Annotated in this window: 20 protein-coding genes; 2 read left to right on the forward strand and 18 right to left on the reverse strand. The window is 44.2% G+C overall.

Annotated features, from left to right (window positions below):
* Position 1: 1 nt before the first annotated feature.
* Complete coding sequence (locus NZ583_06195) at positions 2-661, forward strand: acetate--CoA ligase family protein (protein ID MCS7281197.1); 660 nt, start codon at positions 2-4, stop codon at positions 659-661.
* Between the two features lie 20 nt (positions 662-681).
* Here NZ583_06195 and NZ583_06200 read toward each other — a convergent pair whose 3' ends face one another.
* Genes NZ583_06200 through NZ583_06215 form a run of 4 tightly spaced genes read right to left on the reverse strand, consistent with a single transcriptional unit; the run spans position 682 to position 7,175 of the window.
* Positions 682-1,968: an MFS transporter gene (locus NZ583_06200; protein ID MCS7281198.1), complete on the reverse strand. Its 1,287-nt coding sequence runs from the start codon at positions 1,966-1,968 to the stop codon at positions 682-684.
* 29 nt (positions 1,969-1,997) lie between these two features.
* Entirely contained in the window at positions 1,998-4,382 is a 2,385-nt protein-coding gene (locus NZ583_06205; GenBank protein MCS7281199.1) for an FAD binding domain-containing protein, read from the reverse strand.
* Positions 4,382-6,664, reverse strand: a complete 2,283-nt coding sequence (locus NZ583_06210; GenBank protein MCS7281200.1) for a xanthine dehydrogenase family protein molybdopterin-binding subunit — start codon at positions 6,662-6,664, stop codon at positions 4,382-4,384. The genes NZ583_06205 and NZ583_06210 overlap by 1 nt, the downstream gene beginning before the upstream one ends.
* Position 6,665: 1 nt before the next feature.
* A complete protein-coding gene (locus NZ583_06215; GenBank protein ID MCS7281201.1) occupies positions 6,666-7,175 on the reverse strand; it encodes a (2Fe-2S)-binding protein in 510 nt (169 codons plus the stop codon).
* Positions 7,176-7,339: 164 nt separating this feature from the next.
* On the opposite strand from NZ583_06215, the gene NZ583_06220 reads away from it, so the two are divergent.
* On the forward strand, positions 7,340-8,011 hold the full coding sequence (locus tag NZ583_06220) for a SagB/ThcOx family dehydrogenase (protein MCS7281202.1): 672 nt from the start codon (positions 7,340-7,342) through the stop codon (positions 8,009-8,011).
* A gap of 5 nt (positions 8,012-8,016) precedes the next feature.
* Here the strand turns inward: NZ583_06220 and NZ583_06225 are convergent, their stop codons facing one another.
* The 14 genes from NZ583_06225 to NZ583_06290 all read right to left on the reverse strand — a co-directional run bounded on the left by NZ583_06225 (position 8,017) and on the right by NZ583_06290 (position 24,164).
* A complete protein-coding gene (locus tag NZ583_06225; protein ID MCS7281203.1) occupies positions 8,017-10,428 on the reverse strand; it encodes a DNA-directed DNA polymerase in 2,412 nt (803 codons plus the stop codon).
* Positions 10,429-10,472: 44 nt separating this feature from the next.
* Complete coding sequence (locus NZ583_06230; GenBank protein ID MCS7281204.1) at positions 10,473-11,351, reverse strand: TonB family protein; 879 nt, start codon at positions 11,349-11,351, stop codon at positions 10,473-10,475.
* Positions 11,352-11,368: 17 nt separating this feature from the next.
* Positions 11,369-11,752: a biopolymer transporter ExbD gene (locus tag NZ583_06235; GenBank protein ID MCS7281205.1), complete on the reverse strand. Its 384-nt coding sequence runs from the start codon at positions 11,750-11,752 to the stop codon at positions 11,369-11,371.
* On the reverse strand, positions 11,742-12,167 hold the full coding sequence (gene exbB, locus NZ583_06240) for a TonB-system energizer ExbB (GenBank protein ID MCS7281206.1): 426 nt from the start codon (positions 12,165-12,167) through the stop codon (positions 11,742-11,744). The genes NZ583_06235 and exbB overlap by 11 nt, the downstream gene beginning before the upstream one ends.
* Positions 12,168-12,255: 88 nt before the next feature.
* Positions 12,256-12,825 (reverse strand): amino acid synthesis family protein, encoded by a 570-nt coding sequence (locus tag NZ583_06245; GenBank protein MCS7281207.1) that lies wholly within the window; start codon positions 12,823-12,825, stop codon positions 12,256-12,258.
* Complete coding sequence (locus tag NZ583_06250; protein MCS7281208.1) at positions 12,773-13,645, reverse strand: UPF0280 family protein; 873 nt, start codon at positions 13,643-13,645, stop codon at positions 12,773-12,775. Before NZ583_06250 ends, NZ583_06245 begins: the two co-directional genes overlap by 53 nt.
* Positions 13,642-15,153: a 4Fe-4S binding protein gene (locus NZ583_06255; protein MCS7281209.1), complete on the reverse strand. Its 1,512-nt coding sequence runs from the start codon at positions 15,151-15,153 to the stop codon at positions 13,642-13,644. Before NZ583_06255 ends, NZ583_06250 begins: the two co-directional genes overlap by 4 nt.
* A 7-nt stretch (positions 15,154-15,160) precedes the next feature.
* Positions 15,161-16,306 carry an amidohydrolase family protein gene (locus NZ583_06260; protein MCS7281210.1) on the reverse strand — a complete coding sequence of 382 codons (1,146 nt, stop codon included), beginning with the start codon at positions 16,304-16,306 and terminating at the stop codon, positions 15,161-15,163.
* 1 nt (position 16,307) lies between these two features.
* Entirely contained in the window at positions 16,308-18,455 is a 2,148-nt protein-coding gene (locus NZ583_06265) for a xanthine dehydrogenase family protein molybdopterin-binding subunit (protein MCS7281211.1), read from the reverse strand.
* A 6-nt stretch (positions 18,456-18,461) separates the two neighbouring features.
* Positions 18,462-19,760 (reverse strand): FAD binding domain-containing protein, encoded by a 1,299-nt coding sequence (locus tag NZ583_06270; GenBank protein ID MCS7281212.1) that lies wholly within the window; start codon positions 19,758-19,760, stop codon positions 18,462-18,464.
* A 3-nt stretch (positions 19,761-19,763) separates the two neighbouring features.
* Entirely contained in the window at positions 19,764-21,071 is a 1,308-nt protein-coding gene (locus tag NZ583_06275; protein ID MCS7281213.1) for a TRAP transporter large permease, read from the reverse strand.
* A gap of 1 nt (position 21,072) precedes the next feature.
* Complete coding sequence (locus tag NZ583_06280) at positions 21,073-21,495, reverse strand: TRAP transporter small permease (GenBank protein MCS7281214.1); 423 nt, start codon at positions 21,493-21,495, stop codon at positions 21,073-21,075.
* 60 nt (positions 21,496-21,555) lie between these two features.
* Positions 21,556-22,686, reverse strand: coding sequence for a TRAP transporter substrate-binding protein (locus tag NZ583_06285; protein MCS7281215.1), 1,131 nt, complete (start codon positions 22,684-22,686; stop codon positions 21,556-21,558).
* A complete protein-coding gene (locus tag NZ583_06290) occupies positions 22,677-24,164 on the reverse strand; it encodes an aldehyde dehydrogenase family protein (GenBank protein MCS7281216.1) in 1,488 nt (495 codons plus the stop codon). Before NZ583_06290 ends, NZ583_06285 begins: the two co-directional genes overlap by 10 nt.
* Positions 24,165-24,168 lie beyond the last annotated feature (4 nt).

Genomic DNA, 24,168 nt, shown 5'->3' on the forward strand with positions numbered 1-24,168 from the left:
TATGGAAACCATTTTAACCGCGTTTGAGGCACTCGAATTCCTCAAAAAAAAGGAGTTTCCTGTACTTGAAAGCAAAATTGCAAAAAAAGAAGAAGAGGCCTTATTCTATGCGAAAGAGATAGGCTTTCCAGTAACGCTTAAAATCTCATCAAAAAAGGTCATCCACAAAAGTGAGATAAGAGGGGTAAGGACATTCATAGTTGATGCAGAGGGGGTAAGAAGGGCATTTAGAGACCTTCTGGATTCTTTCTATTCCATTTTCCGCGAAGATGATCTAGAAGGCATAATAGTTCAAAAGATGGGTTTTGGTTTTGAAATGATCGTTGGGGTATACGAGGACATAAATTTCGGTCCGGTCATCATGGTTGGTCAAGGAGGAATCTACGTGGAAGATGTAGGAGACGTAACATTTAGACTTTTACCCATCACAGAGAGGGACGCCACGTCCATGTTTGAGGATATCTCGGTCTCAAAAGTAGTACGATCAAAAAGAATCGCAGATTTTGACGTTTTAAAATTCCTACAGTTCGTAAAGAAAGTGTCAGATCTTGCTACGCAAAGACCAGAGATAAAGGAAATGGACCTCAATCCGGTCTTTGTCTCGAAAGAAGTGATGATATGTGATGCCCGAATAAGACTCCTTGGAGCGAGATCCGTATGAGCTTTCCGTGTACTGCCTTGCTACGGGATTTTCACACTCCCATCATACGGGTTTCTTATAAGCCAGATGATCAAGATGGAAGCAATTACTGAACCTGATATGACAATGAATGTATTGGGCCAGTACGTACCTTTGAGATCGTATATGAGTCCCACTGCCCAGACCCCCAAAACGGAAAGTCCATAGATTGCCGCTTCAAAGAAACCATATATCGCGCCGAATCTTTCCCCTTTGAATAGATCAGCAAGGATCGCCATAAATGAGGGAGCTGTTACTCCCCAGCCCGCACTGAAAGAAAAAACAAAGATGTAGATGAGCCACTCCCTTTCCGGTTGCGTAAGAAATAGAGAGACCCCGCTTAGGATCAGGAATGAAGCGCCCATCGTATATGATACCTTTCTTCCCTTCCAGTCGGAAAGCCAGCCCCAAAGTACCCGAAAAAGAGAAGAAACGACGCCCACAATGGCAAGGGCAGAGGAGGCTTGATTTAATGATATGCCCTGGTCCATAAAGATCCGTACGCTGTGAACAAGGATCACATGAACGCTAAGCAGGACTAGAGATCCAAAGGCTACACACATCAAGAACTGATTGCTCAAGAGTACTTTTTTGAGTTTGGTTTTTTCGCAACTATCTTTAGCGGAGTCTTGCTCTTTTGGACTTCTCGGACTTGAAGCCCTATTTTCGGGTTTGTGTTTTAGAAGAAACCCGTTTGTTGGAAAGAGGAGAATAAGGGCCAGAAGACCCAAAACGAAGAAAGCCTCTCTCCATCCATGAGTGCTAATGAGAGCCTCGCTTATTATCAGAAGGGAGAATGTTCCAAATCCCATTCCAGATGATGCAATCCCAGAGGCTAGTCCCCTTCGTTTTTCGAACCAGTGCGCAAGGATCGCAGAATAGGGAACTATGCTTACGCAAGCGGTGCCGATCCCCACAATTATGCCGTAGTAAAGATAAAACTCAAAAAGGCTTTTTACAGTTGAAGACAACATAAGACCTATAGCCAAAAGAATTATTCCGGGAAGAATAACAAATCTCGGTCCGAACCTGTCTATGGCTCCCCCGATAAAAGGCACAGAGACCATATACATGACGAAGGTGATTGACTGGACAAATGCCGTGCTGGCCCTTGACCATTGAAATTCGTCAAGAAGAGTCGCGTAAAACACCGAAAAACTGGACCTGATCCCCATCCAGAAAGCCATCGACAAAAAGCTGATTCCCACAAGGATCCAGCCGTAAGAAGATTCTTCCTTAAACTTCCAATTACCGTCGGTGGTCTGCACTGCCCTTTGGGCTCGGTTCAATGACCTTTCCTAGGTTTTTACCGAGACTACTAACCTTCGGGATTTAATTCCGAAAGCAAAGCCCTCCGCAAAAGCGAATTCAGAACCTTTATTTTAAAGCCGTTCATAGGAAGGGGGGAAGCGGATGAAGAAATCATTTCCGCCAAAGCTTCTATTGTCTTATCGTTTAGAGCTTTTCCCCGCAAGAATTCTTCCGCAAATCTGGCCCTTATGGGTCTTGGCGATACTGAACCAAGTACTATTCTAATGTCATTAACAGTATCGCCAGAAAATGTAGCGACATAGGACAAAGTGACTATTGAAAAGTCAATAGAATCTCTTAACCTGAACTTCACAAAGGACTGTCTCGCTCTGCCGTCAAGAGGAGGGATTAAAATCTCGGTGATTATCTCAGTATCGGAGAGTCGACCGCGAGGAGATTGGAAGAATTCCTCCATAGATACGACCATTTCTCCGGCTTCACCTATGAGCTTTATCTTTGCATCAAGTGCCATAAGAGCACATGCCACATCGGAAGGATTGACCGCAACACACCCGCAGTTTATGCATCGAGTCACTTCGTACTTTAAATCTTCAATGCTAGTTTCCCCTATATCTTCCCTCTCAAGATTCCGCTCATGTATCTCCAATCTTGGCACTTTTATCCTCTTTGAGGCTTTAAAACCTGGTACGTTAACTCTATCAAAGAGGAAATCTGTACGAATTTCTCGGACATCCTTTCTTTCTCCAGAAAGCATTTTATCGATCGCAAAGGCCACCCTCCTTCCCATTGCTACGGCTTCTACGACCGTTGCAGGACCCAGTACACAATCCCCTCCTGCGAAGAGATTTCGGGCCACATGACCTGTGATCCTTTCAGCTTTTATCATCCTTTTTTCATCTAAGAACTCTTCTGGCACAAAGTCCACGCTCGGTATTTCCCCTATGGCTTTTATGACCGCATCGAACTCTAAAGTAAACTCCGATCCTTCGATAGGGACAGGCTTTGGCCTTCCAGTCTCATCTTTTTCTTTCAACTCCATCTTAACGCACGTAAGACTAATTTTTCCCTCTTTCTTTTGAACAGCAATAGGAAGGGTTAGAAATTCGAACCTTATACCTTCCTCCTTGGCTGCCTCCACCTCCTCTGAAAGAGCTGGTAGCTCTTTTTCACTCCTCCTGTAAATGATAACGGGATTAGCCCCGAGCCTCAAAAGAACTCGTGCCACATCTATGGCCACATTCCCCCCGCCTATTACGGCAACGTGACTTCCCGGTACCTCTTTTGAACCTGAATTCACTCTCCTTAGAAAATCTATCCCACTTATTACAAGTTCCTCCCCAGGTATATTCATCCGTATTTCTTTGTAAGCTCCTACTGCAACCAATACCGCATCGAACTTCGTCATAAGCTCATATATGGAGATATCCTTTCCGATCTCTGTGTTAGTTTTAAAACGAATACCCAAAACTTTTTGGAAGACGTAAATCACATCATCTACAATTTTTTTCGGCAGTCTAAAGGAAGGTATTCCATACCGCAAAAGCCCTCCTGGCTCGGCATCCTTTTCAAAAATTGTCACATCGTGACCAAATCTCCTTAGATAGTACGCAGATGTAAGCCCGCAGGGACCAGACCCCACTATAGCTACAGTCTTCCCACTTTCCGGTTTTTCTATCTTTAAAATTTCTTCTGCTTTACCTAACGCGTAATCTCCCAAAAACCTCTCTAAACTCCTTATGGCTACGGATTCATCCAAATAACCCTTAGTACAGTCTTTTTCGCAGTAGTGGGGACATACGCGGCCGGTGATAGATGGCAAGGGGTTTGTCTCGTATAAGATCCTAGCTGCCTCGTTCAAATCTTCTAATCTGAGCTTTGCCAAATATGAGGGAATGTCTATCTCTGCAGGACATGAAATAGTACAGGCGGATGGCCTTTTTTGCTCTCTATAACATTCAAAGACGGAATGGTATCTATTGTCCCCAACCAAAGCATAACATGTTTTCCCGCCCTTTAGATAGCACGTTATGCGACCTCCGATCTGATGTGGATACCTGTAGTACCAGCATCTAACATCCTGGCATAGATTTCCAGCGATTGTGGCCATATTCCTGATCTGCGGAGTTCCGACGGAGAATGCGGCCTCAGAGAGGATTTTAAAATTTCGCTTAATTACAGGGGAAGATGCGATATCGGCAAGCTTTGTTAAGGCTCCAATTCTTATGCAATCTTTTTCTTCTTTTATGTAGTCTAGGCCAGGTATAGTCTTTATGTTTATGATCACTTCTGGATAGCAAGATAATGAGTCCCTCCTCAAAATGGGTATTAGATCCGTTCCGCCTCCTATGAGTTTCGCTCTTCCTCTATGCTCTAAGAGGAGTTTCAGAGCCTCTTCTACTGTTTTGGCGTTTATGTGTCGAAATGGTCTCATCAACAAGCCTCCTTTTTCTGTAACGCCTCTAGGATTTTGTCAGGTGTTGCCGGATACGACAAAAGCCATTTACCTATTGCGTTGCTAATTGCCATGACACAGGCAGCAGGACCCGGAGAAGTCGATATTTCTCCAACCCCCACAGCCCCAAAATCGTGAGTTGGAAATGGGGTCTCAAGGATCACATTGTTTATTTCCGGAAGGTTTCTAAAAACGCGCCATTTATAATCAACCATGTCTGTAGTTAGTATCCTGCCCAATTTAGTATCAAAAACGGTCTCCTCAAAAAGCGCCGTATCTATCCCTGCTGATCCTAGACATCCGTTAAGCTGATTTTCAAGGCAGTACTGATCGATAATCTGACCAACATCTGTTGCATTGACAACCCTTGTAAGCTCCGCTCTACCTGTCTCCGTGTCCACCTCAATTTCAACAAAGCAGACCATAAAATTACATAAAGAGTAATCAGGTTCGAACCGGCCGTAGCCGATTAACGTCCTCATCGTTCCCATAGCCTTTCGCCAGCTTATCCTTTTTTCAGGATGGTTCTTTACGTATATAATGGCGTCTTCTGTGTCGAGCTCTTCCGGACTTACGTTGAGTTTCTCTGCGGCAAGTAAAAAGAGCTGACGTTTGACATCCTTTGCGGCTCTAATAACAGCGCTGCCTATCGCGTAAGTCCCTCTCGAACCGACAAGTCCGAACTCGTACGGATTCACTTCCGACTCAGAAGGAGAGACGAATATTCTCTCTGGAGGTATCTGGAGAACTTCAGCTGCTATTTTACACAAATTACTCCTTTGCCCGCCGCCTTGCTCAGGGACCGCAACGTAGAGTGTACAAGTCTCATCAGGATCGATCCGCATGTAAGCTTCCGCCACATCCTCTCCCACATCAGCGTTTCCATGAACTCCTACTCCTACCCCTATCCTTTTCGAACCTCTTATCTCTGTGGGCTTTAGCCAACCCCTCCATCTCTCTTTCCAACCGAAGACGCGTGCACCAGCGTCTATCGCTTTTGTGAAGTCTATCACCCTGGATACCCACCATTCTCCATCCCTCCAAAAATACCCATCCCCCGCTTTGACAACGTTCTTTTTGAAAAATTCGACGGGATCTACATCGAGTTTGGCCATTGCAAGATAAAGTAAGGGAAGAAGTGCAGATTTTAACTCTTGACCCCCGAATCCTCTTATCCATCCTGAACTGGCTCTATTGGTACAAACTATCTTTGGCCTTATATCCCAGTTAGGACATCTTATAACGAGCTGAGCCTCACCCAGTCCAACCATCACCTGAGCTTGAGTTACGGCCGAGTAATGGCCCGTATTGACAAACCAATCTGCTTTTATCGCGGTAACCGTCCCATCTTTTTTCATCCCCACTTTACCCCGGATGCGCGAACCCAATCTTAAGGTGAATGTTGCGAGATGTTCCTCCTTTGTGTATGTGAGTTTTACAGGCTTATTCGCCTCTTTAGCGAGAAGGATCGTATATATAGCAATGGGTAAAATCGTTCCTTTAGATCCGTAGCTACCCCCACACTGGGGACCGTGGACTATTACCCTAAACTTTCTCTTCATTATGTAGTAAAGGCTTATTTTGTCCATGTAGATGCCTTGGGAGGTCAACCACACATGAACCGTGGATGGATCTTCCCAATAGGCGATTACACCTGGTGGTTCCGGAGGAAGAGGGTTAGGTATGTTCTCATAGGAGAATGTCCCCTCAACAATAGTGTCGGCTTCCTCGAACCCTTTCTCCACATTTCCAAATACGAGTTCTTTTAAGCCTTCAGGCATTTTGGGACTGCCAAACCAGGGATTGCCTAAAGGGAGAATGTTATTGGGAAACTCTTCGTAAAGTTGTGGGGCTCCAGGACGGATAGCCTCTTCCACATCGTAGACGGCCAAAAGAGGTTCGTATTCCACTTCAATCAAATCGAGGGCTTCAAGGGCAATCTCTTCTTCCGTTGCAGCAACCAAGGCAACAGCATCTCCCACGAATCGAACCTTTTTGTCGAGGGGACGGAGATGGGACGGAATACCCATCTTCCAGTCTGGCACGTCTTTGTAGGTAAGAATTGCCTTTACTCCCGGAAGCTTCTTTGCCTTCTCAACTTTTATATCTTTTATGATTGCATGCGGATGTGGACTCCTCAAAACCTTGCCGATTAGCATTTCGGAAAGTTTTATGTCATCCAAAAATATTGCCCTTCCCGTTACTATGTCCAATGCATCTTTGCGAGGCGTAGGTTTACCTAAGAATTTGTACCGGCCCATCTTACCTCCCTTTAGCTATCACATCTTTTACAGCGTAAAGCACATGGTAATGGCTTATGCAGCGACAGTAATGCCCGGATAAAGCTTCTTTTATCTCTTCATCTGTGGGAGCGGGATTTTCGGCTAAAAGGGCTTTCACGCTCATTATGATTCCTGGTGTACAGAACCCGCATTGGAACGCTGTGTACTTGATAAAGGCTTCCTGGATAGGATCGAGCTTCCCTTCGGCGGGATTACCTATTCCTTCTATTGTTGTAATCCTTTTTCCTTGACACTCAACTGTAAGGGTAAGACATGAAAGAACTGGTTTTTCATCCAGAAGGACGGTACAAGCTCCGCACGCGCCATGGCCGCAGCCTACTTTCGTACCTGTAAGACGTAGGGTCTCCCTCAGGGTATGGGCAAGTGTGTGCCACGGATAGATATCTTTACCGACCGTTAATTCGTAATTTATCCCGTTGACCGTCAAACTAATAATGTAAATCTTTTCTTTTTGGAAGCCAAAATCCATAATCCCCCCTCGTAGGACGTGTTACATAGGTTAAAAGAAATGGCAGTGCATGTCAAGAAAAATAAGGCCGTTTATGAGTGTCGAAAAGGTCCAAAAACCTGGTATTTCAAAAGCTAATCCTATCTGCACTTGAGATATATCTCGAGTTGAGGTAATATGTGGCTATGAGATCCGTCGTAAAGATAGCCATGCTTATTTTTATTGCCTTAGCAATCGGAGGAATTATGGAGGTAAAAGGGAGTGAGTTTATTGCCCTTCCTGAACCGGCAAAGAAGGGGTCTATGTCTTTGGAGGAGAGTATCTTTCTTAGAAGGTCAGTCAGAGAGTTCTCGGATACAGCTTTAACCATAAATGAGCTATCACAGCTTCTTTGGGCCTCCCAGGGTACTGTAAAGTCGGGAAGAAGGTCAGTTCCCTCGGCTGGAGCCCTTTATCCCTTGGAGATTTATGCCGTCTGTGGGAATGTTAAAGGGATCGAACCCGGAATTTACAAATACGACGTAAAAAGACACGGACTCGTAAGAATTTTAAGTGGTGACAGAAGGGCCGCCCTTGCCTCTTCCGCGCTCGGTCAATACTGGGTGAAAAACGCACCGGTAAGTATTGTAGTAAGTGCCGTTTACGAAAGGACAACGAGAAAGTATGGTGAGAGAGGAATAAGGTACGTCCATATGGAGGTTGGCCATGTTGGACAAAATGTACTGCTACAGGCTGTGGCTTTAAATCTTGGGGCTGTCCCTGTGGGAGCTTTTTACGACGAGGATGTAAAAAGGGTCCTTAACTTACCAAAGGATGAACATCCGCTTTATATAATTCCGGTCGGGAAAGAAAGATAAAGCGTCTAGGAGAGAATATCATCTTCACTAACTCCTACGACTTTTAGGATCCGTAATGAGGCTGGCAAAATTTGGTTGTTAATGTAGTAGTCAGTATCCACATTCTCTATTTTTGCGAATTCTAAGGGCTGGGCCCTATCCGATATAGATCCTTTCCCTTTTTCAATGACAAATCCGATTACACTGCCTTCGCCAACCGGAATTCCTTTTTCTAAAAGCTTTCTTGCCGCACCCACGTGAGGTGATAAAAGCTTGTATTCCGAAAGGGGTTTCGATAGTTGCTCGTAAACGACTAAATCTTTTATCTCCACCTCCAGATTTTTAAGTCTCTTGATCGTTTCTCTTACGAGCTTTATAGCTCCGTCTATATCTTTCTTCTCAAGTATCATTCTTAACACTTTTTCCTGGGTCCTCTTAGACAACATCGACCAGTCCCTTCTCACTTTTTCGAGTCCTCTCACTTTTAGATTTCCGTTTTCGTCAATCAACGCGTATCTTTTTTTCGCAACCCCTCCTCCAACCTCTTTGGGAATGAATATGCCCCGAGTGTAAAAATTTTCTAGCTCCATCCTCATCTCTTTTGGAAGCTTAGCGTTTAAGTCATTGAGAAACTTAAAAAGATCCTCTTTACTTTTGTTTTTGAGTCCTAAGAATGCGGAATCTGTATCTCCATAAATCGGATGAAATCCATTAGACTCCGCCTCATCCATTATCTTCAGTATCCAATATCTACCAAAAGCTGCTATCGACTCTGCACACTCCTTCGAGTACCACTTGCTCGCAGAAAAGGCGTAGTAACCGTAGCTCGCATTTGCTATAGTCTTTAGTGCGAGCTGTCTATGATTTAGCACATTGTATTCGAAGCTACCCTTCTTATAAGACTTCATAAGGTCCTTTATCTTTCGTCTCTCACTTATGAGATCCCGGATCACATTTGATTCGAAACCAATCCTTTTTTTACAGAACCAATGTGGGAGATCCGGAACCTTGTAGCCATCATCGGCGCAGCAACTGCAGTTTAAAGTCTCAATAGACACATTATAGGTTGCGATGATGGAAGGGTAAAGGGAAGCAAAGTCTATGACCGCGATATTTTCATGGAGGCCCGCCTCCGGTTCTTTGACGTACCCGCCGGTGTATGTCTCTTTCTGTCTGGCCTGTATTTCATCGAAATGGGGCTGATTTGGCACAATCCTTCCCACTTCTTTAGCCTTTTTCGTGTAGTACCATTCAACAAGCTGGCTATATGTCATTCTCGAGACATCGAACAAGCTCTGTCCAACAATTTTTGTGAGCTCCATTATCTGGGGAAGAAGAACAAGACAGAGTCTATACGTAAGCTCGGAATCTTTAAGCGCGTACTCCGCAAGGGCCCCAAGGTTCTGCCCTTCCTTCCAGGATTTCAGCATCTCTGAATACTCCATTTCGATCTTTTCGTCCCCTAAGATCTCCGATGAGACCGCATCAAGGCTTAGTACCTCCGTTTGAAGCATGGGTGCTAAGATGTTACTAACGAAGTTAAAAACATCGATATGAACTCTCCCTTTTAGCCTTGCTGTGCTTATCTTCGCCCTTTTCGAAAGGCTCACTCCCGAGCCATCTTTCGATAGAGCACCTAAGGATACCTTGAGTTTCTGAGCCCTCTCGCGCAAAACCACAAAGTCGAAAAGGTCGGAGTTAAACCCTGCGATGATATCGGGGTCGTAGGAACGGACAAAGTCTACAAAACGCTTAAGCATCTCTTTTTCGTCCCTTAAGATCTCTACGAAATCCGAAAAATCGCCCTCCTTGTACGTGAATACCTTTCTCACATCATCGCCATAGACTGAGATCATAACAAGCTGTCTTTCTCCTCTTCTTTCCTCCAGGACCTCCGTGTCGAAGGCTAAAACTCTTATTTTCCCTTCTCTCTCAGGGATTTTTTCGATTTTTTTAGCTTCGATTACGACATCTGCATCAAATGAGAGTGGTAATTCATCACCAGAAACCGAAAGCCAGTCAAGACACGAAAATCCTCTATCTACAAGATAGCTTCTGTAATACCCGATCTGGTACTCGTACTCGTCTATCACGGACCCACTTCCGCCCCTTCGTCCTTCAAGGTTTTTAATAACGTCACGTAACTTCTGAGTATCCTGAGGCAAAAAGCACTCTACCTTTATTACGTCCTTTAGCTCTCCATACACAGTTTTTTTCTCGAATTCTAGATTTTTTGCCGTCAAACCGTTTTTCGCCAAAAGGTCCTCTATTTCTTTTTTCGCTTTTAGTGGGTCACTTGTAAGAACGTAAAAATAAGGGGTATAGGTTCTGTCTAGAACGACAACTTTTCTTCCGTCCACATCCTTTCCGTAAAGTATGATGTAAAGCTGACCGTCGATTGTGTCGTAATCAATATCGAGCAATAGAAACTCAGTCATTCTTAAATCAAGTATATTCCGTTTTTTGGGTAGACTCAAATTTTTTATTTGAGTCGATATGCCACTGGAATAATAACCCTTACTTTTGTTGGCGGTTCTGGAAACTTGCCTATGGCTTTTATAGTCTCAATCAGGTTCTTTGCTAGAAGCTCGTTTCCGGAATTGCTAAGAATCTTTATGTCTTCCGGAATTCCCTTTTCGTTTATGAGTATCGATACCACTATATCCCCCTCGTAGCCCCGAATACGAGCTATATGCGGGTATTTTAGATTTTTCATAATGATCTCCCTTATGTATGCCAAATTTATCCGAAGATAATCGGCTGAGCCAGAAGTCCCTTCGCCTTTTTTCCATCCATACCTTCCTTCTTTTCCCCCTAAGCCTGAACCTATATCGCCTCTTCCTGTGCCAGAGGAATAGGATCCAGAACCTTCAAGAGAGCCTTCTTTTCCCCTAGAACCCGAGATCCCAAAACGGGAAGGAACGGAGATAGATCCTCCATCTTGAGCTATCTCAACACCTATTACGGAACTTGATACGGTCTCTTTTCCTTCCGAAAAAGAAAACGCCATATCAATTCTATCTTGTCGACCCTCTTCATCCTTTCCCTTCTCAAAAACTTCTAGCTTTTGCACGAGTTCCGGCTTTTCTTGATGCTCAGTTGGTCCGGGCCAACCAAAATGTTCGTCGTTATAAGATCTACCTCCCATAGGCCCAATAATTTTTCTATCCCCCACTCCCATTTTTTCCTGTATTTTGTCGATTCTACTTCTTTTTTCAGGATCCCTTTGGTTAAAGTTTTGATACCCTAAAAAAACCGTGACTATCTCTTTTTCGCTTGAACTTTTCTGGCAGAGAAAGAAAAGAGGAAATAAAAAGATAAGATGCAAAAGAAGTGAAAGGACATAGTATTTTTTTTGCATCAGCTCCAAATACTTCCCTATGAACCCCTTTTTTCAGTCTGTAGGGCCACTTTCTGAAATCCCATGCTACTTAAAAGTTCTAAGACGTCCACGCACATCTGAACCGTGGAGTCCTTGTCGGCCCTTATTATAATCGGTGATTCTCTTGTAAGGGGAGCCAGTCTCTGTCGAAGAAGAAGAAGGGTCACTCGCTCGGATTCGAAGTATATGTTTCCTCCCTTATCGATCGATAAGGTCAAGGCCTTTGGAAGATCCGATTTTTTTTCTGCAGCTTTTGGAAGTTCAACGGGTATAACACCTGTTGCAATGAAGGTGGAGGTCATAAGAACTATAGTGAGAAGTACCATCATAACGTCCACAAGGGGAATGACATTCATGTAGTCGAATTCTTTATCTTCCATTTTCAATCTCCCAGATGATCAAAAGCTCCTTTGCTCTGCGCAAAAGCACGTTATAGAAAACAACTGCCGGGATTGCAACCGCCAGTCCAACCGCTGTGGCCTTAAGTGCCAAGGCTAGCCCTGTCATTATCTTTGATGTATCTGCGATCCCTTCTTTTCCTATGGTTGCAAAAGTGATCATTATCCCGAGCACAGTTCCAAGAAGGCCAACGTAGGGTGCGTTGCTCCCTATGGTTGCTATCACGTGGAGTCTCTTCATAAGGGCAAGTTCTAGCTCTTTTTTGTCCTTGAAGCTTCTCAGATTAAGACTTTTGTAAAAATTCCTCCTTTCCAGTCCTACTCCCACCGAAACGACACTCATAAGGACAAGCGCTCCTATAATTCCGTAATCGACTATGGCTTTAAGATGATCCATCTTATCCCTCAAAGATCAGTAACCACCAAAAGTTGGTGCTATCTATGGGAAAAAAATAGCACAAAGCGAAGCAAAGGTCAATAGAGGTCTATCTTAATCCGTCTTCTTTTTTTGCTTCCTCTTTTTTTAGGCCCCCAACCCGTGGATGGGGTCTTCCGCCGTCCGTCACGCAAATAACGAGTACTATCTCATCGGATTTTGGGGCATCAGCAATAGAAACGGTCATGGCATCAAAGTGGGATCTGACAAAAGCCGCATCTTTGTAGTGCAGAGGCACATCAATACTTGCTCCCATGCCACCTATCTTTTTTGCAGAAGGAATTATGGCCTTTCCACCACCTACCGCCTCTCTAAGTGGAGTTCCCAATTTTGGATGGAGGAGAGCCGCCGCGTGCTCAAGTTCGCCTTTTTCGCCAACGATGCAAGCTTTGCCGTAACTTTCAACCTCTCCACTTAGGGCAGAGACGGCTTTTTGAGAAAGTATCTTACCGATCTCTTCGCTAAAGTCTATAAGGGGTGTGAGGTCTTCTTCGTACTTTCCCGCATACGGATTCTTGATAACAGCTATGGCCGCAACTTTTTTTATTGGTTTCTCCACTTTTTTTTCACCATCCGCGTATATCTCCTCGATTACTGTTACTATTTTTCGTATCTCCATCCTGACCCTCCATTTTTATATTTCTTGAGTCTTCGTTTATTGTTGTGCCAGATAGATCTCCTATCCTTAAATAGGCATCAAAAATCACCTTAGATTTTTTTAGCTTATACGCAACATCTAAACCACTTTCTAAAGCTTTTTTCATCTCCGGGTAGGTGAGTTTTCCCCTAAAAACAACAACCTCTTCATCGAGGTCTGAAAGCGGGTCTAGATCCTTTGCCCTCTTTTTTTTCACCGAAGGCGAGTCTACGTACGTAGCATTGCATATGAATGTTGCAGATGCATCAGCAATAGCTCCACTTTCCGCAAAGACTGTCACTAGATCACATATCCCCAAAGTAAAGCTCCTACCTCCAAAACCACTCGTTGCAACACCCACCCTTTCGAGTCCGGAAAGGACAAAGATAGGATCGATTAAGGTGGAGGAGTTAATATCTGCAACTTTTATCCTAAAATACGTTTTCCTTTTCGAATATGCGGAGATGTCACCACCGTTATTTATATAAGCGAAGTCCACGTCCCAGTCCTCGATTACCCTTTCTATGAGCACGTCAGAGACGGCACCTGCAACAGCAGCCATAGGTGTTAGTGTCTTACCATCGACAAGCATACATGCATTTATCATTTTTTTTGCCACATCTGGTAGGGCACTCGTCTTCTTAATGAGATAGGCCTTAACTTTTAAAAGGGGAAGGACATCCCGTAGCTCAGAAAGAATACTTTTTACTCTTTCCTCTAAGTATGATCGATCAAGATCTAGTCTTTTTCCATCCTTTTTGAAACTCGCAACCAAAGTTGTGGGACCGATATCCACTATCATTTTCCCATATTTAGAACCTCTTCAACCGGTCTTAAAGCCTCTATATGACCACCGATCTCCTCGAAGGTCTCTCTTCTCATCGTGTATTCGATTGGAAGAATGAAAGAAGGGGTGGGGGAAAGGTAAATACTTCCGTACTTTATCTTTTCCACATCCACGAGAAAATTTATGCCGCCCCCAGGAAAAACAAAAGGTCTTGCGCCACCTATTGTTATTCTCACCTTTCCTTCATGAACAGCCCTTGTCAACCTTAAAGGATTCTTCGTAACTCCTGCCCTAGCGGAACCTCCAATTCCCGCAGAAAAGAGCGCACTGACTTTCGACTTCTCACAGGAACTCCTAAGAAGCTCTATAAATCGTAAAGCTTCCTTCGGCGGTGGCTCTTCAACGAATTCTTTCCCCTTTAACCGAAAATATGCGTAGAAGGTTCCTGTTGTTTCGGTAATTAGGAGGGTTAGCCCCTCTTTTGCCTTCTCCCAGTCGACATACTCTATGACGTCAAGAGGTCTTTCTATGTCGGTGCCCCCTATTCCCCTTCCTTTATTAAGGAAGTACCTTCCATCTGTGCTCTTCTTTCCCTTTATGTAGATCGGCGATCTTTTCTTACCAAGGTATCTTCCTGATGGATGTTCGCTAAAAAGCCCGGTTATATGACCATCGAGTATGATGATCTCATCTGCAGCTTCCATCATTGTAGGCGCGAAAAGTCCCGTTGTGGCACTTCCACATCCGACCCTCATGACTTCCTCTTTTTTCCCATCCACGACCGGTGTTTTACCTAGAGAAATTTCAACCGTTGCGCCGTCTTCAACGTAAAGTTTGACCCATCTGCCAAGAAGTATCTCATAGATCGTTTTTGCAGCAAAAAGACCATCCTTCGATGTAAGTATGTTAACTCCGCCAAGCGAGATCATTTTAGATCCATATTCTTCGGTACATACGTGCCCTATTTTTCTCCGTCCTTTTTTTAGGACGTATACGCTTTTTGTCTCCTCTCCTATGTATAGATCCGTGTCAATTTTTAGCTTCAGTCCACTATAGCTAAGAGGAGCCTCCGTAACAACTGTGACTATTTCCGTCCCCTCCCGTATGCCGCTTACTATGAATGGGGAAGGTCTGAAATCAGGGTACGTCGTACCACTCCCTATGCCAAGTATTAAAGGTTCTTCAATTAAGGCATCTTCCTCCCCTTTTATTATGTCTTTGACCTCTTCGTAGGTATGGATCCTTCCCTTTCTCACTACTTTTCCTTTCTCATTGACATACCTTTTGCAAGCCCCAAAATATCCTTCTGGAATGACACACATTACAGGACATGCGGTGCATTTTTCTCCTTCGTACTTTTCATCTGGACGGAGGGCATCTTCAGGGCAAACTTTAAGACAGGTTTTACACTCGCAGCATCCTTCAGCTATTTTCGCTTTTTTTTCATGTACCTGGATTACTTCTAAAGGACATACCTCCTCACACAGACCGCATCCTATGCATTTTTGAGTATCTACCTTCATACTCACCTCACATTATTGTTGCAGGTGGTGGCGTGTTTCTGCTCGGCTTTACCCTTATTTGCCCATCTACTATAACCATTGCGATGCCTGGTATATCACCCGCTTCTATTGCGCTTTTTGCATCTTTACCCTGGGAGCCCATTGGGGCATCTATTATCTGGATGTCAGCATCCATCCCTTCCTTTATCATGCCGTGGGTGAGCCCGAAGACTTTCTGTGTGTTTCCCGTTGCGAACGAGACAGCTATCTCTGCCGGTATTCCGCAAAGGGAAGAAAGAAAGTTGACCATACGCCATATTCCTAATGGAATTACACCTGTTCCCGATGGTGCATCGTTTCCTAGAATGAGTCGATTTAGGGAGTTTTTCTCTTTCATATAATTCGCTATTTGGAACGCAGTGTAAAAATTCCCGCAATGTACTATCTCTATCGCACAGTCTGTCTCATCGATGATCTTTTTTGCCTCTGAGAAAGCAATACTTGTTGGACCCCCGTTTAGATGGCAGCACACATGTGGTTTGACGATTAGCACATCTTCGCAACTTACTGTTGAACTTCCCGGAATAGAAGTTCCGCCAACATGCATAAGAACCTTCATTCCGTACTTTTTCGCCCATTCCACCATCTCCTTTGCTTCACTTGCCGTCTTCACACTGCCAAGGCCGATCTCTCCAACAAGCCAGACCCCCTTATCTCTTAGCTCCCGGAAATCTTCTTCCTTTAAGCCTTTTTCCAGAATCAAGGCGCCACCGTAAACCTTAACACCAGAAGGTCTTAACCTTTCAAAAGATTTCCGTGCAAGGACTGCTAAAGCTTTGACTCCGTCCGGATCTACTGGTCGTCCTGGAAGATGAACCTCTCCCGCAGAGATCATTGAAGTGACTCCTCCATGAAGGGAGCTTTCTATGAAGCCTATCTGGTTTTGGCGCGGGGTATAATCTCCAAAGACGGGGTGAGAATGGGAGTCTATGAATCCCGGACATACAGTCATACCACGGGCGTCTACTGTTAGGCCTTCGTATTGGATATCTTCAAAAATTATCTTTTTTATCTTTCCGGATTCTATAACGATCGAGCACTTCTTATCTATTAATGGCTTTTCGATGTCGCCTGTAAAAACCATCCCGATATTTTTTATGAGCATATCCCCCATTCTAGGCACCTCCTTTTTTCTCCATCAAAAGTTTCAGTCTTTCTATGTCGCAGGGGAGTTCGTAAGGCCGTATTCCAGTAGCATCGTATATCGCGTTTACGATGCTTGCCGCTTGCGGTATTAGAGCGGGCTCACCAACACCTTTTGCTCCGAAAGGCCCTGTGGGTTCCTCATCTTCGACAAGGAATATCTCCACTTCCGGCATATCGAGGGAGGTCGGGATGTAGTAGTCACTGAATGATCTTGTCCTTTGGGGCACATACTCTTCCATTAGAGCAAAACCTATCCCCATCGCGATTCCTCCGCATATCTGTCCTTTTACGCCTTCTTTGTTGATCACACATCCCACATCATGAGCGGCATAGACCTTGATAACCTTTACGTAACCTACTGCACTATCGACTTCAACTTCTGTCATGTGTGTCGCGTAGGCGTATGTGGCGTACGGTTTTCCGGCCGATGTTTGCGGATCTAAAGGTGTGGTTGGCGGATCGAAAAATCCCTCAAATACGAAGCTACCAGATTCTTTATGTTTTCTAGCTATTTCCTTTAAACTTCTGCCTCTGTAGAATCCTTCAGCTTCTAAAAATTCCCTCAGTTTTAACGCTGCATTGTAAGTCGCCCTACCGGAAATGTAAGTTTGTCTGCTTGCGGAAGTTGAGCCCGCATCCTTTGTGAAATCAGTATCTGCGTGCACTATTTCCACATCGGTCGGTTCTATCCCTATTACCTCACACAGGACCTGTAAAAATACTGTATTCGAACCTTGGCCAATGTCGCAAGCTCCCGTATAGAGAATAATCTTTCCATCTTCGCTAAGTCTTAAGACTGAAAAAGACGGGTTAGGAATGCCCGTGTTCCCTATCCCGTAAAACATCGATCCTAAGCCGAATCCCCTGTTCTTTTTTCTATTTCTCGCAGTCCAAATAGGTTCTATTCTTTTTAAGGTCTCCAAATATCCCACACTCGATTCTAGAACCTGGGATGTGGCGGTTTTTGAACCTTTCCTTAAACCGTTCTTCATCCTTATATAAAGGGGATCTATTGAGAGTTGCTCGGCCAAAATATCCATTTGGGATTCATGCGCAAACGCAACTTGAGGAACCCCAAATCCTCTCATGGCACCTGAGATCTGGTTATTGGTATAGAACATTCGGCTTCTTACGTATACATTTGGCACCTCATAAGGACCTGTCGCATGTATGGCTGCTCTAAGGCATACTGTCTCACCGTACGAGGCATAGGCTCCAGTATCGCCTACAATATCAACCTTTACCGCTTGGAGAGTTCCGTCTTTTTTTGCTCCAGTTTTGTACGTGATGATCAGCGGATGTCTTTTCGTATTCACAAGAAAACTCTCTTCCCTCGTGTACCTTATGAGTACCGGACGCCCCGTGTGGAAGACGGAGAGGGCGACGTAACCTTCCACAGTCATGTCGAGTTTTCCTCCGAAACCACCCCCCGTCTCGGCCTGGATAATTCTTATTTTCTCTTCCGGAATCTTTAGAATCCTTGAGATCTCTTTTCTTTTGTAGTGGACGTTCTGAGTGGAGGAGTAGATTACTATTCTTCCTTTCTCGTCCATAAAGCCGAATGCTGCCTCGGGTTCGAGATAGGCGTGATCTAGCCAAGTTGTTTTGTAAGTCCTTTCGACAATTATGTCGGAAGCATCGAAACCTAAATCAACATCACCCTTTATCACAAACTTCTCTGTGAGAAGATTTCCGCTTTCATGGATCAAAGTTGAAGATCTCTCTGCCACAAGTGGATCATTTATCACCTCTAGATCCTCGTACTCTACATCTATAAGATCAACTGCTTTCCTGGCTAAAGATTCCTTTTCTGCGAGAACTATGAGTATCGCATCTCCCACAAATCTTACTTTTTTATCGCAGAGCAAAGGCTGATCCTTCCTAATTATTCCAAATGAATTTTCTCCAGGGACATCCTTGGCTTGGATGATTCGCAAGATTCCGTCTAATGATTCTGCTTTCCTTGTATCTATTTTTTTTATCAACGCGTGGGGTCTTTTGCTTCGTAGAATGGCACCGTAGATCAGACCTTCCATGTAAAAATCGGCTGCGTATCTTGCCTCTCCTTTCACTTTAGCGTAGGCATCTATTTTTTCTATTTGCTTTTCGATGGGCATGGCTACTTAAGTAAAGATTCGAATCAAAATATCCCTAATTACGGGAAACTTGTATCTGAATGACGGTCGATCTCCGGAGACACTGAGTATTCCGTCGAAAACTAAACTCAGTAATTCCTTTATTACTTTTTCATTTTTTTCCCTTCCTATAAGCCTTTCCTCAAAGGACTTCGCTCTAAACGGTGTAGGTGTACAAGACCCTATCGCAAGCCGTACATCCTCAAATCTTCCGTCTTTTTCTTTTATTGCATAGGCAAAAGAGACCCTCGATATAGAAAGCGCCTCCCTTTTTGCTACTTTGACGTACCCTTCCTTAAATCCTTCAAGTTTTTCGAGTTCTATCTGGGTCAAAAGCTCTCCTTTTTCTATAGAAGTTTTGTAGGGTGAGAGTATAAATTGTTCTAGGGGAATCGTCCTTTCGCCTTTTTTGGATTCCAGCTTACACAACGCGTTATGAATCATAAGGGCAGGTATAGAATCCGCAGCCGGTGATGCATTTATGATGTTTCCACCTATGGTACCCATGTTCCTTATCTGGGGGCTTCCAACCTTCGAAGAAGCAAAACTTACAGATGGCGCATATTTTCTAAGTACTTCGCTCTCAGAAAGCTCATCATACGTAGTCGATGCCTTTATCACTACCTTTCCGTTTTCCTCTTTCACTCCTTTTAGATCGGGGCAGCATGTTATGTCGAGAAGTTCACTCTCCATCTCTTTACCCCTCAGCCTCAAAAGGAGGTCCGTACCTCCTGCCACGATATTTAGTTCTTTTATCTCTGAAAGTTCAAAAAGGATCTCATCTTTCGTTTTCGTTACACTTTCGGAGAAATCTATCCCTTCGTCCTCTTCGATCATCTTTGATACGCTTGCTATTGCCTCCACGATTTGTATATACCCCGTACACCTACACAAATTACCACTTATTGCAAGTTTTATATCTTCAAGCGTAGGATTTCTGTTTTTTTTAAGGAGCGCATAGGCAGATATGATCATTCCAGGTGTACAAAAACCGCACTGGACAGCCCCGTGCTTTATAAATGCTTCCTGAAGGGGATGGAGTCCACGGCTGGACAAATATTCGACCGTCTTTACATGTTTTCCTTTTACCTTTTTTGCCAAGGTGAGGCAGGAATAGACGGCTTTTCCATCTACAAGAACCGTACAGGCACCACACTCCCCTATCCCACATCCCTCTTTTACGCTTTTTATTTTAAGCCTCTCCCTCAAAGTGTAAAGCAGGGTTTCTTTTTTTTCGACCCAAACTTCACAATCAGCATTGTTTAGGATGAATCTTATTTTCTCCACTTTTTACCTACCCATGAGTGTTGGAAGGAAGAGTGCTATTTGGGGAAAAAGAATAACCAGTGCGACAACAATAAATATGGAAAAAAGGAAAGGAGCTGCGCCCTTGAATATTTCGAACATGGGTACGTCTTTTACCATTCCCGCAAGCGTATATACGTTTAGTCCAACAGGTGGGGTAATAAGCCCGGCCTCCATCATGAGAACTGCTACAACCCCAAACCAGATGGGATCGAATTTTAATGCCACAATCACCGGAAATATGACAGGAAGCGTAAGAACCATCATTGACACAGCGTCAAGAAAACACCCAAGAAGGAGGTAAATGAGAATAACGATTATTAGGATCAGGTACCTCGATAGTGGGAGGGAACCAATCCATTCGGAAACGATGCTAGGAATTGTGGAAAGAGCGAGGAAATAACTAAAGATCGTAGCACCGGCAACGAGAAAAAGGACAAAAGTTGAAATTCTTGCCATTTCAAGAAGGGCAGTGAATAGCCCTTTGAACGTCAGTTTTCTTTTGATGAGGGTCAAAACGAAGAGCGCAAAAGCACCGAGGCCACCTGCCTCCGTTGGATTTATAAAGCCAAAGTAAATTCCCCCCATGACTATGAAAAAGACTAGAAGCGCTTCCCAAACCCCTTTTAGTGCCTTAATTTTTTCTCCAAGCGGAACGCTTTCTAATATCTTCGGGGCAAGGGATGGATTTATTTTAACTTGCACAAAGACAACGAGCATATAAGAGAGAGCAAGGAACATTCCGGGGAGAATCCCTGAGACAAGAAGCTTTCCTATCGATTGCTCTGTGAGCATCCCGTAAATTACAAATCCGAGACTGGGTGGTATAAGAAAACTCAGCGTACCTCCCGCTGCTATTACGCCCGTTGCGAGCCTTGGATGGTAGTTGAACCTCCTCATTTGCGGAAGGGCAATATTTCCCATAGCTGCTGTTGCAGCAACAGAGGATCCACTGACAGCTGCAAAACCTGCACAGGCACCGATTGTTGCAATCCCAAGCCCTCCGGGCAACCTTCTTAGCCACTTATCAAAGGCATCGTAAAGTTCTGCCGTTATACCAGCCTGGGTAGCAAAACTTCCCATAAGGACAAAAAGGGGGATTATGGTGTAAGGATAGTGGGAAGCCACTTCATATATGGTTCTACCCAGAACGCCAAGTGCTGCCTCGAATGAAGAGAGAACACAAATCCCGAAAAATCCGACAAACATCATAAGGAAGGCGATAGGCATCCCTAAAAGAAGAAGAACTACAACGAGAATACATCCCAAAACACCGAAAAGTACTGGATCCATCCTACCCCTCTTCTCTTTTCCTTAAGAGACGTAAAAATTCCACGGAGAATTCCGCCAAAAGAAGTAATCCGGCAACGAAGACTAAAAATCTAAAAGGTTTCTGGGGAATCCTTAACATGTCCGAAACAGTCTTCTCTTCCAGTGCCTGGGTAAGTCCCTGATATGTGAGTATGGAAATTACAATCATGGAAAGCACATTTGTGATCAACTGGATTATCCTTCTTCGTTGAGGCGAGAGTCGGCTTGTTACAAAGTCAACACCTACATGGCCTTTTATCTGCTGCGTGTATCCAGCACCTAAAAGTACTATAACACAGAGCATATACTCACAAAGCTCAACCGCCCCAGGAAGAGGTTTGGAAAAGAAGGATCTGCCCATTGCGTCAAATGTGGTGATAAACATTAGGGGGATGGCAAAGAACATCCCCCCAATGCATGAAAGATATGTAATTTTCTGAATTAAATTCTGGATCCGCTCCATTTTTTAAAGTTTCTTAAACTCGGGCGGACAGGCTACAAGTTCAATACCCCTTTTCTCACACTCTTCATTCATTATCGCCACAGCCTTTCTTGCAGGAAGCCCTTTTGCCTCAAGATCCCTTACCCATGCTCTTGTTACGTCCTGGAATCTTTTGTACCACTCGCTGGCTTCTGCCTTTGAAAGTTCGACGAACTTCACACCATGCGCAGCGATATTCTTCATTATCTCCTTATAAACTTCTCTCGTCAGGCCTCCTGTTGTTCTGAAAGGATTTGAACAGACTTCCTCTATTAACTTTTTCTGATCATCCGGAAGCCTCTCCCAGAACTTAAGGTTAATCGCAACACCTTCAGAAACACATCCAAAAGTTAGAATAGTTGCGTGCTTTGCAACTTCATAGAGCTTAAAGCCTTCGATAAGCGGAGGACAAGTCACAAGTCCATCTACGGTCCCAGTCTCCATAGCCATATAGACCTCACCAAGTGGCATAAAAACGGGCTCAGCCCCTAAAGCTTTAATATAATGGGTCTGGTGGCCCCCGGGGGACCTGATCTTTAGACCTTTAAGATCAGCGAGTTTAGATATGGGCTTCTTTGTCCAGATAAAAGACTGGATGCATCCATTAAGCTCTATGATCTTTACATCCTTGAATTCGTCTTTTAAAATCCTTTGATAAACGGCGTTACCAATATCGGCCGCTATGTCCTTTCCATCAATCCATACAGCTAAAGATAGAACATCCGTTAAAGGGAACCTTCCTGGCGTCCACGTCGCCGTAAAATAACCCATATCCGAAAGCCCCTTGGCAACTATGTCATAATGCTCCGGACCTTTACCCAGCGCCGCTCCAGCATACATGGTATATGCGATTTTTCCTCCGCTCCTCCTTTTCAATTCTTCAAGCATGGGAACCCAAACAGTCTTTACCTCCCTTCCCACAGGAGGATGCCAGGTGCTGAACCTGATATTTGTCGTCTGGGCGTTTAAAACCTTTATCCCTCCATCGAATAACCCTAAACCTAAGGCGGCCCCGCCAACGAAAATTGTCCTTAAAAAGTCTCTTCTCGTAATATTACAAGTATCACACATGTCTTTTTCCCCCTTTCCATGTTTTTTATGATTTTTTATGCCCATCTTACTGTAACTGTCTTTTGATCGAGAAAGAGCCGTACCGAATCGAATCTAGATTTCGCAATCCCATAAAACGATTCCTTCTTCGAGCCCAGAGGAAAGAACGCATATGGCTGCGGAATACCTACATTTATTCCTATATTGCCGACATTACACTCCTTTACAAATTTCCGTGCCTTTCTTCCACTTTCCGTTATAAGGCAGGCAGAATGTCCGTACTCGGTCTTTGAGTTTATCCACTCTATGGCCTCATCTAGAGAGCTTGCCCGCATAAGGTTTGCAACAGGACCAAAAGATTCAATCTTTGCGATCTCCATGTCGGGATGAACATCCTCAAAGATCGTTGGCCCTAAAAAGTAACCCTTTTCATAACCTTCAACTTTTAAGCCCCTTCCGTCAAGGATAAGTTTTGCTCCCTCTTCCACCCCCTTTTCGATAAAGTTTATCACTCTCTTTTTATTCTCTTCCGTCGTCATAGGTCCCATCTCAGTCTCTTCCAAAAGTCCGTATCCGACTTTCATCCTTTTTGCCGCCTCCACAAACTTTTCTTTGAGTTCTTCGTAAATCTTCCCTATAATTACGACGTTGTCCGATCCAAGGCACCTCTGTCCGGACATACCGAAACAGCCCCTCAAAAGATAGACACAAGCCTCATCGATATTGGCATCCTCCTCCACGACTATGTAATTTTTTCCGTTTCCGTTTATGGATGCTCTTTTACCTAGCTTTCCGCAAAGATCATACAGCATCTTCCCAACTGCGGACGAACCTATGAATCCCAAACCCGCTATCCTTTTGTCAGTTATTATTCTGTGATTAAGTTCAAATTTCTTCCCGATGTGGATTAAATTTAATACTCCCTTAGGCAAGCCTACTTCATCACATGCCCTAAATACGGCCTCCGAAGCGAGAGGACACTGCCAACTCGGTGACACCACAACAGTGCAGCCGCAAGCCAAAGCGTATGGTACAAAGGAGGACCATGCATGCATCGGTATGTTTCCTGGTGTTATTATGAGAAAAACGCCAACAGGCTCCCAGAGCATGTAACAGTCTATTCCTTGCGCAAGTTGCTGAACGTATTCTCCCTTATAAAAGCTATATAGTGCACCTGATGCCGATTCTATGTTTTCGATAACCCTATCCAACGTTCCCCTTGAGTCCCTAATGGCCCTTCCGTGGTCCTGGGAGAGGATTTTCGAGAGCGCTTCGTGCCGTTCTTCAAATTTGGCCCGAAGTCTGTTTATATAGTCAGCCCTGTCTCTGAAGGGAACTTCCCTCCATTTTTTGAAAGCCTGGTACGCGGATTCGATCGCATACTCCACCTCTTCTTCAGTAGCGATTGGTACTTCTGCGATCTCTTCTCCTTTTCCAGGATCCGTATCGTAGAATACTTCATTCGATTTCGATTCGACCCATTCACCGTTTATGAAGAATTTAAGCCTTCCGTAATGATCCTTTAAACCATCAAAAAATCCCATAGTC

Source organism: Thermodesulfobacteriota bacterium, from assembly GCA_025062045.1.
Classification (GTDB): Bacteria; Desulfobacterota; Syntrophorhabdia; order Syntrophorhabdales; family JANXAF01; genus JANXAF01.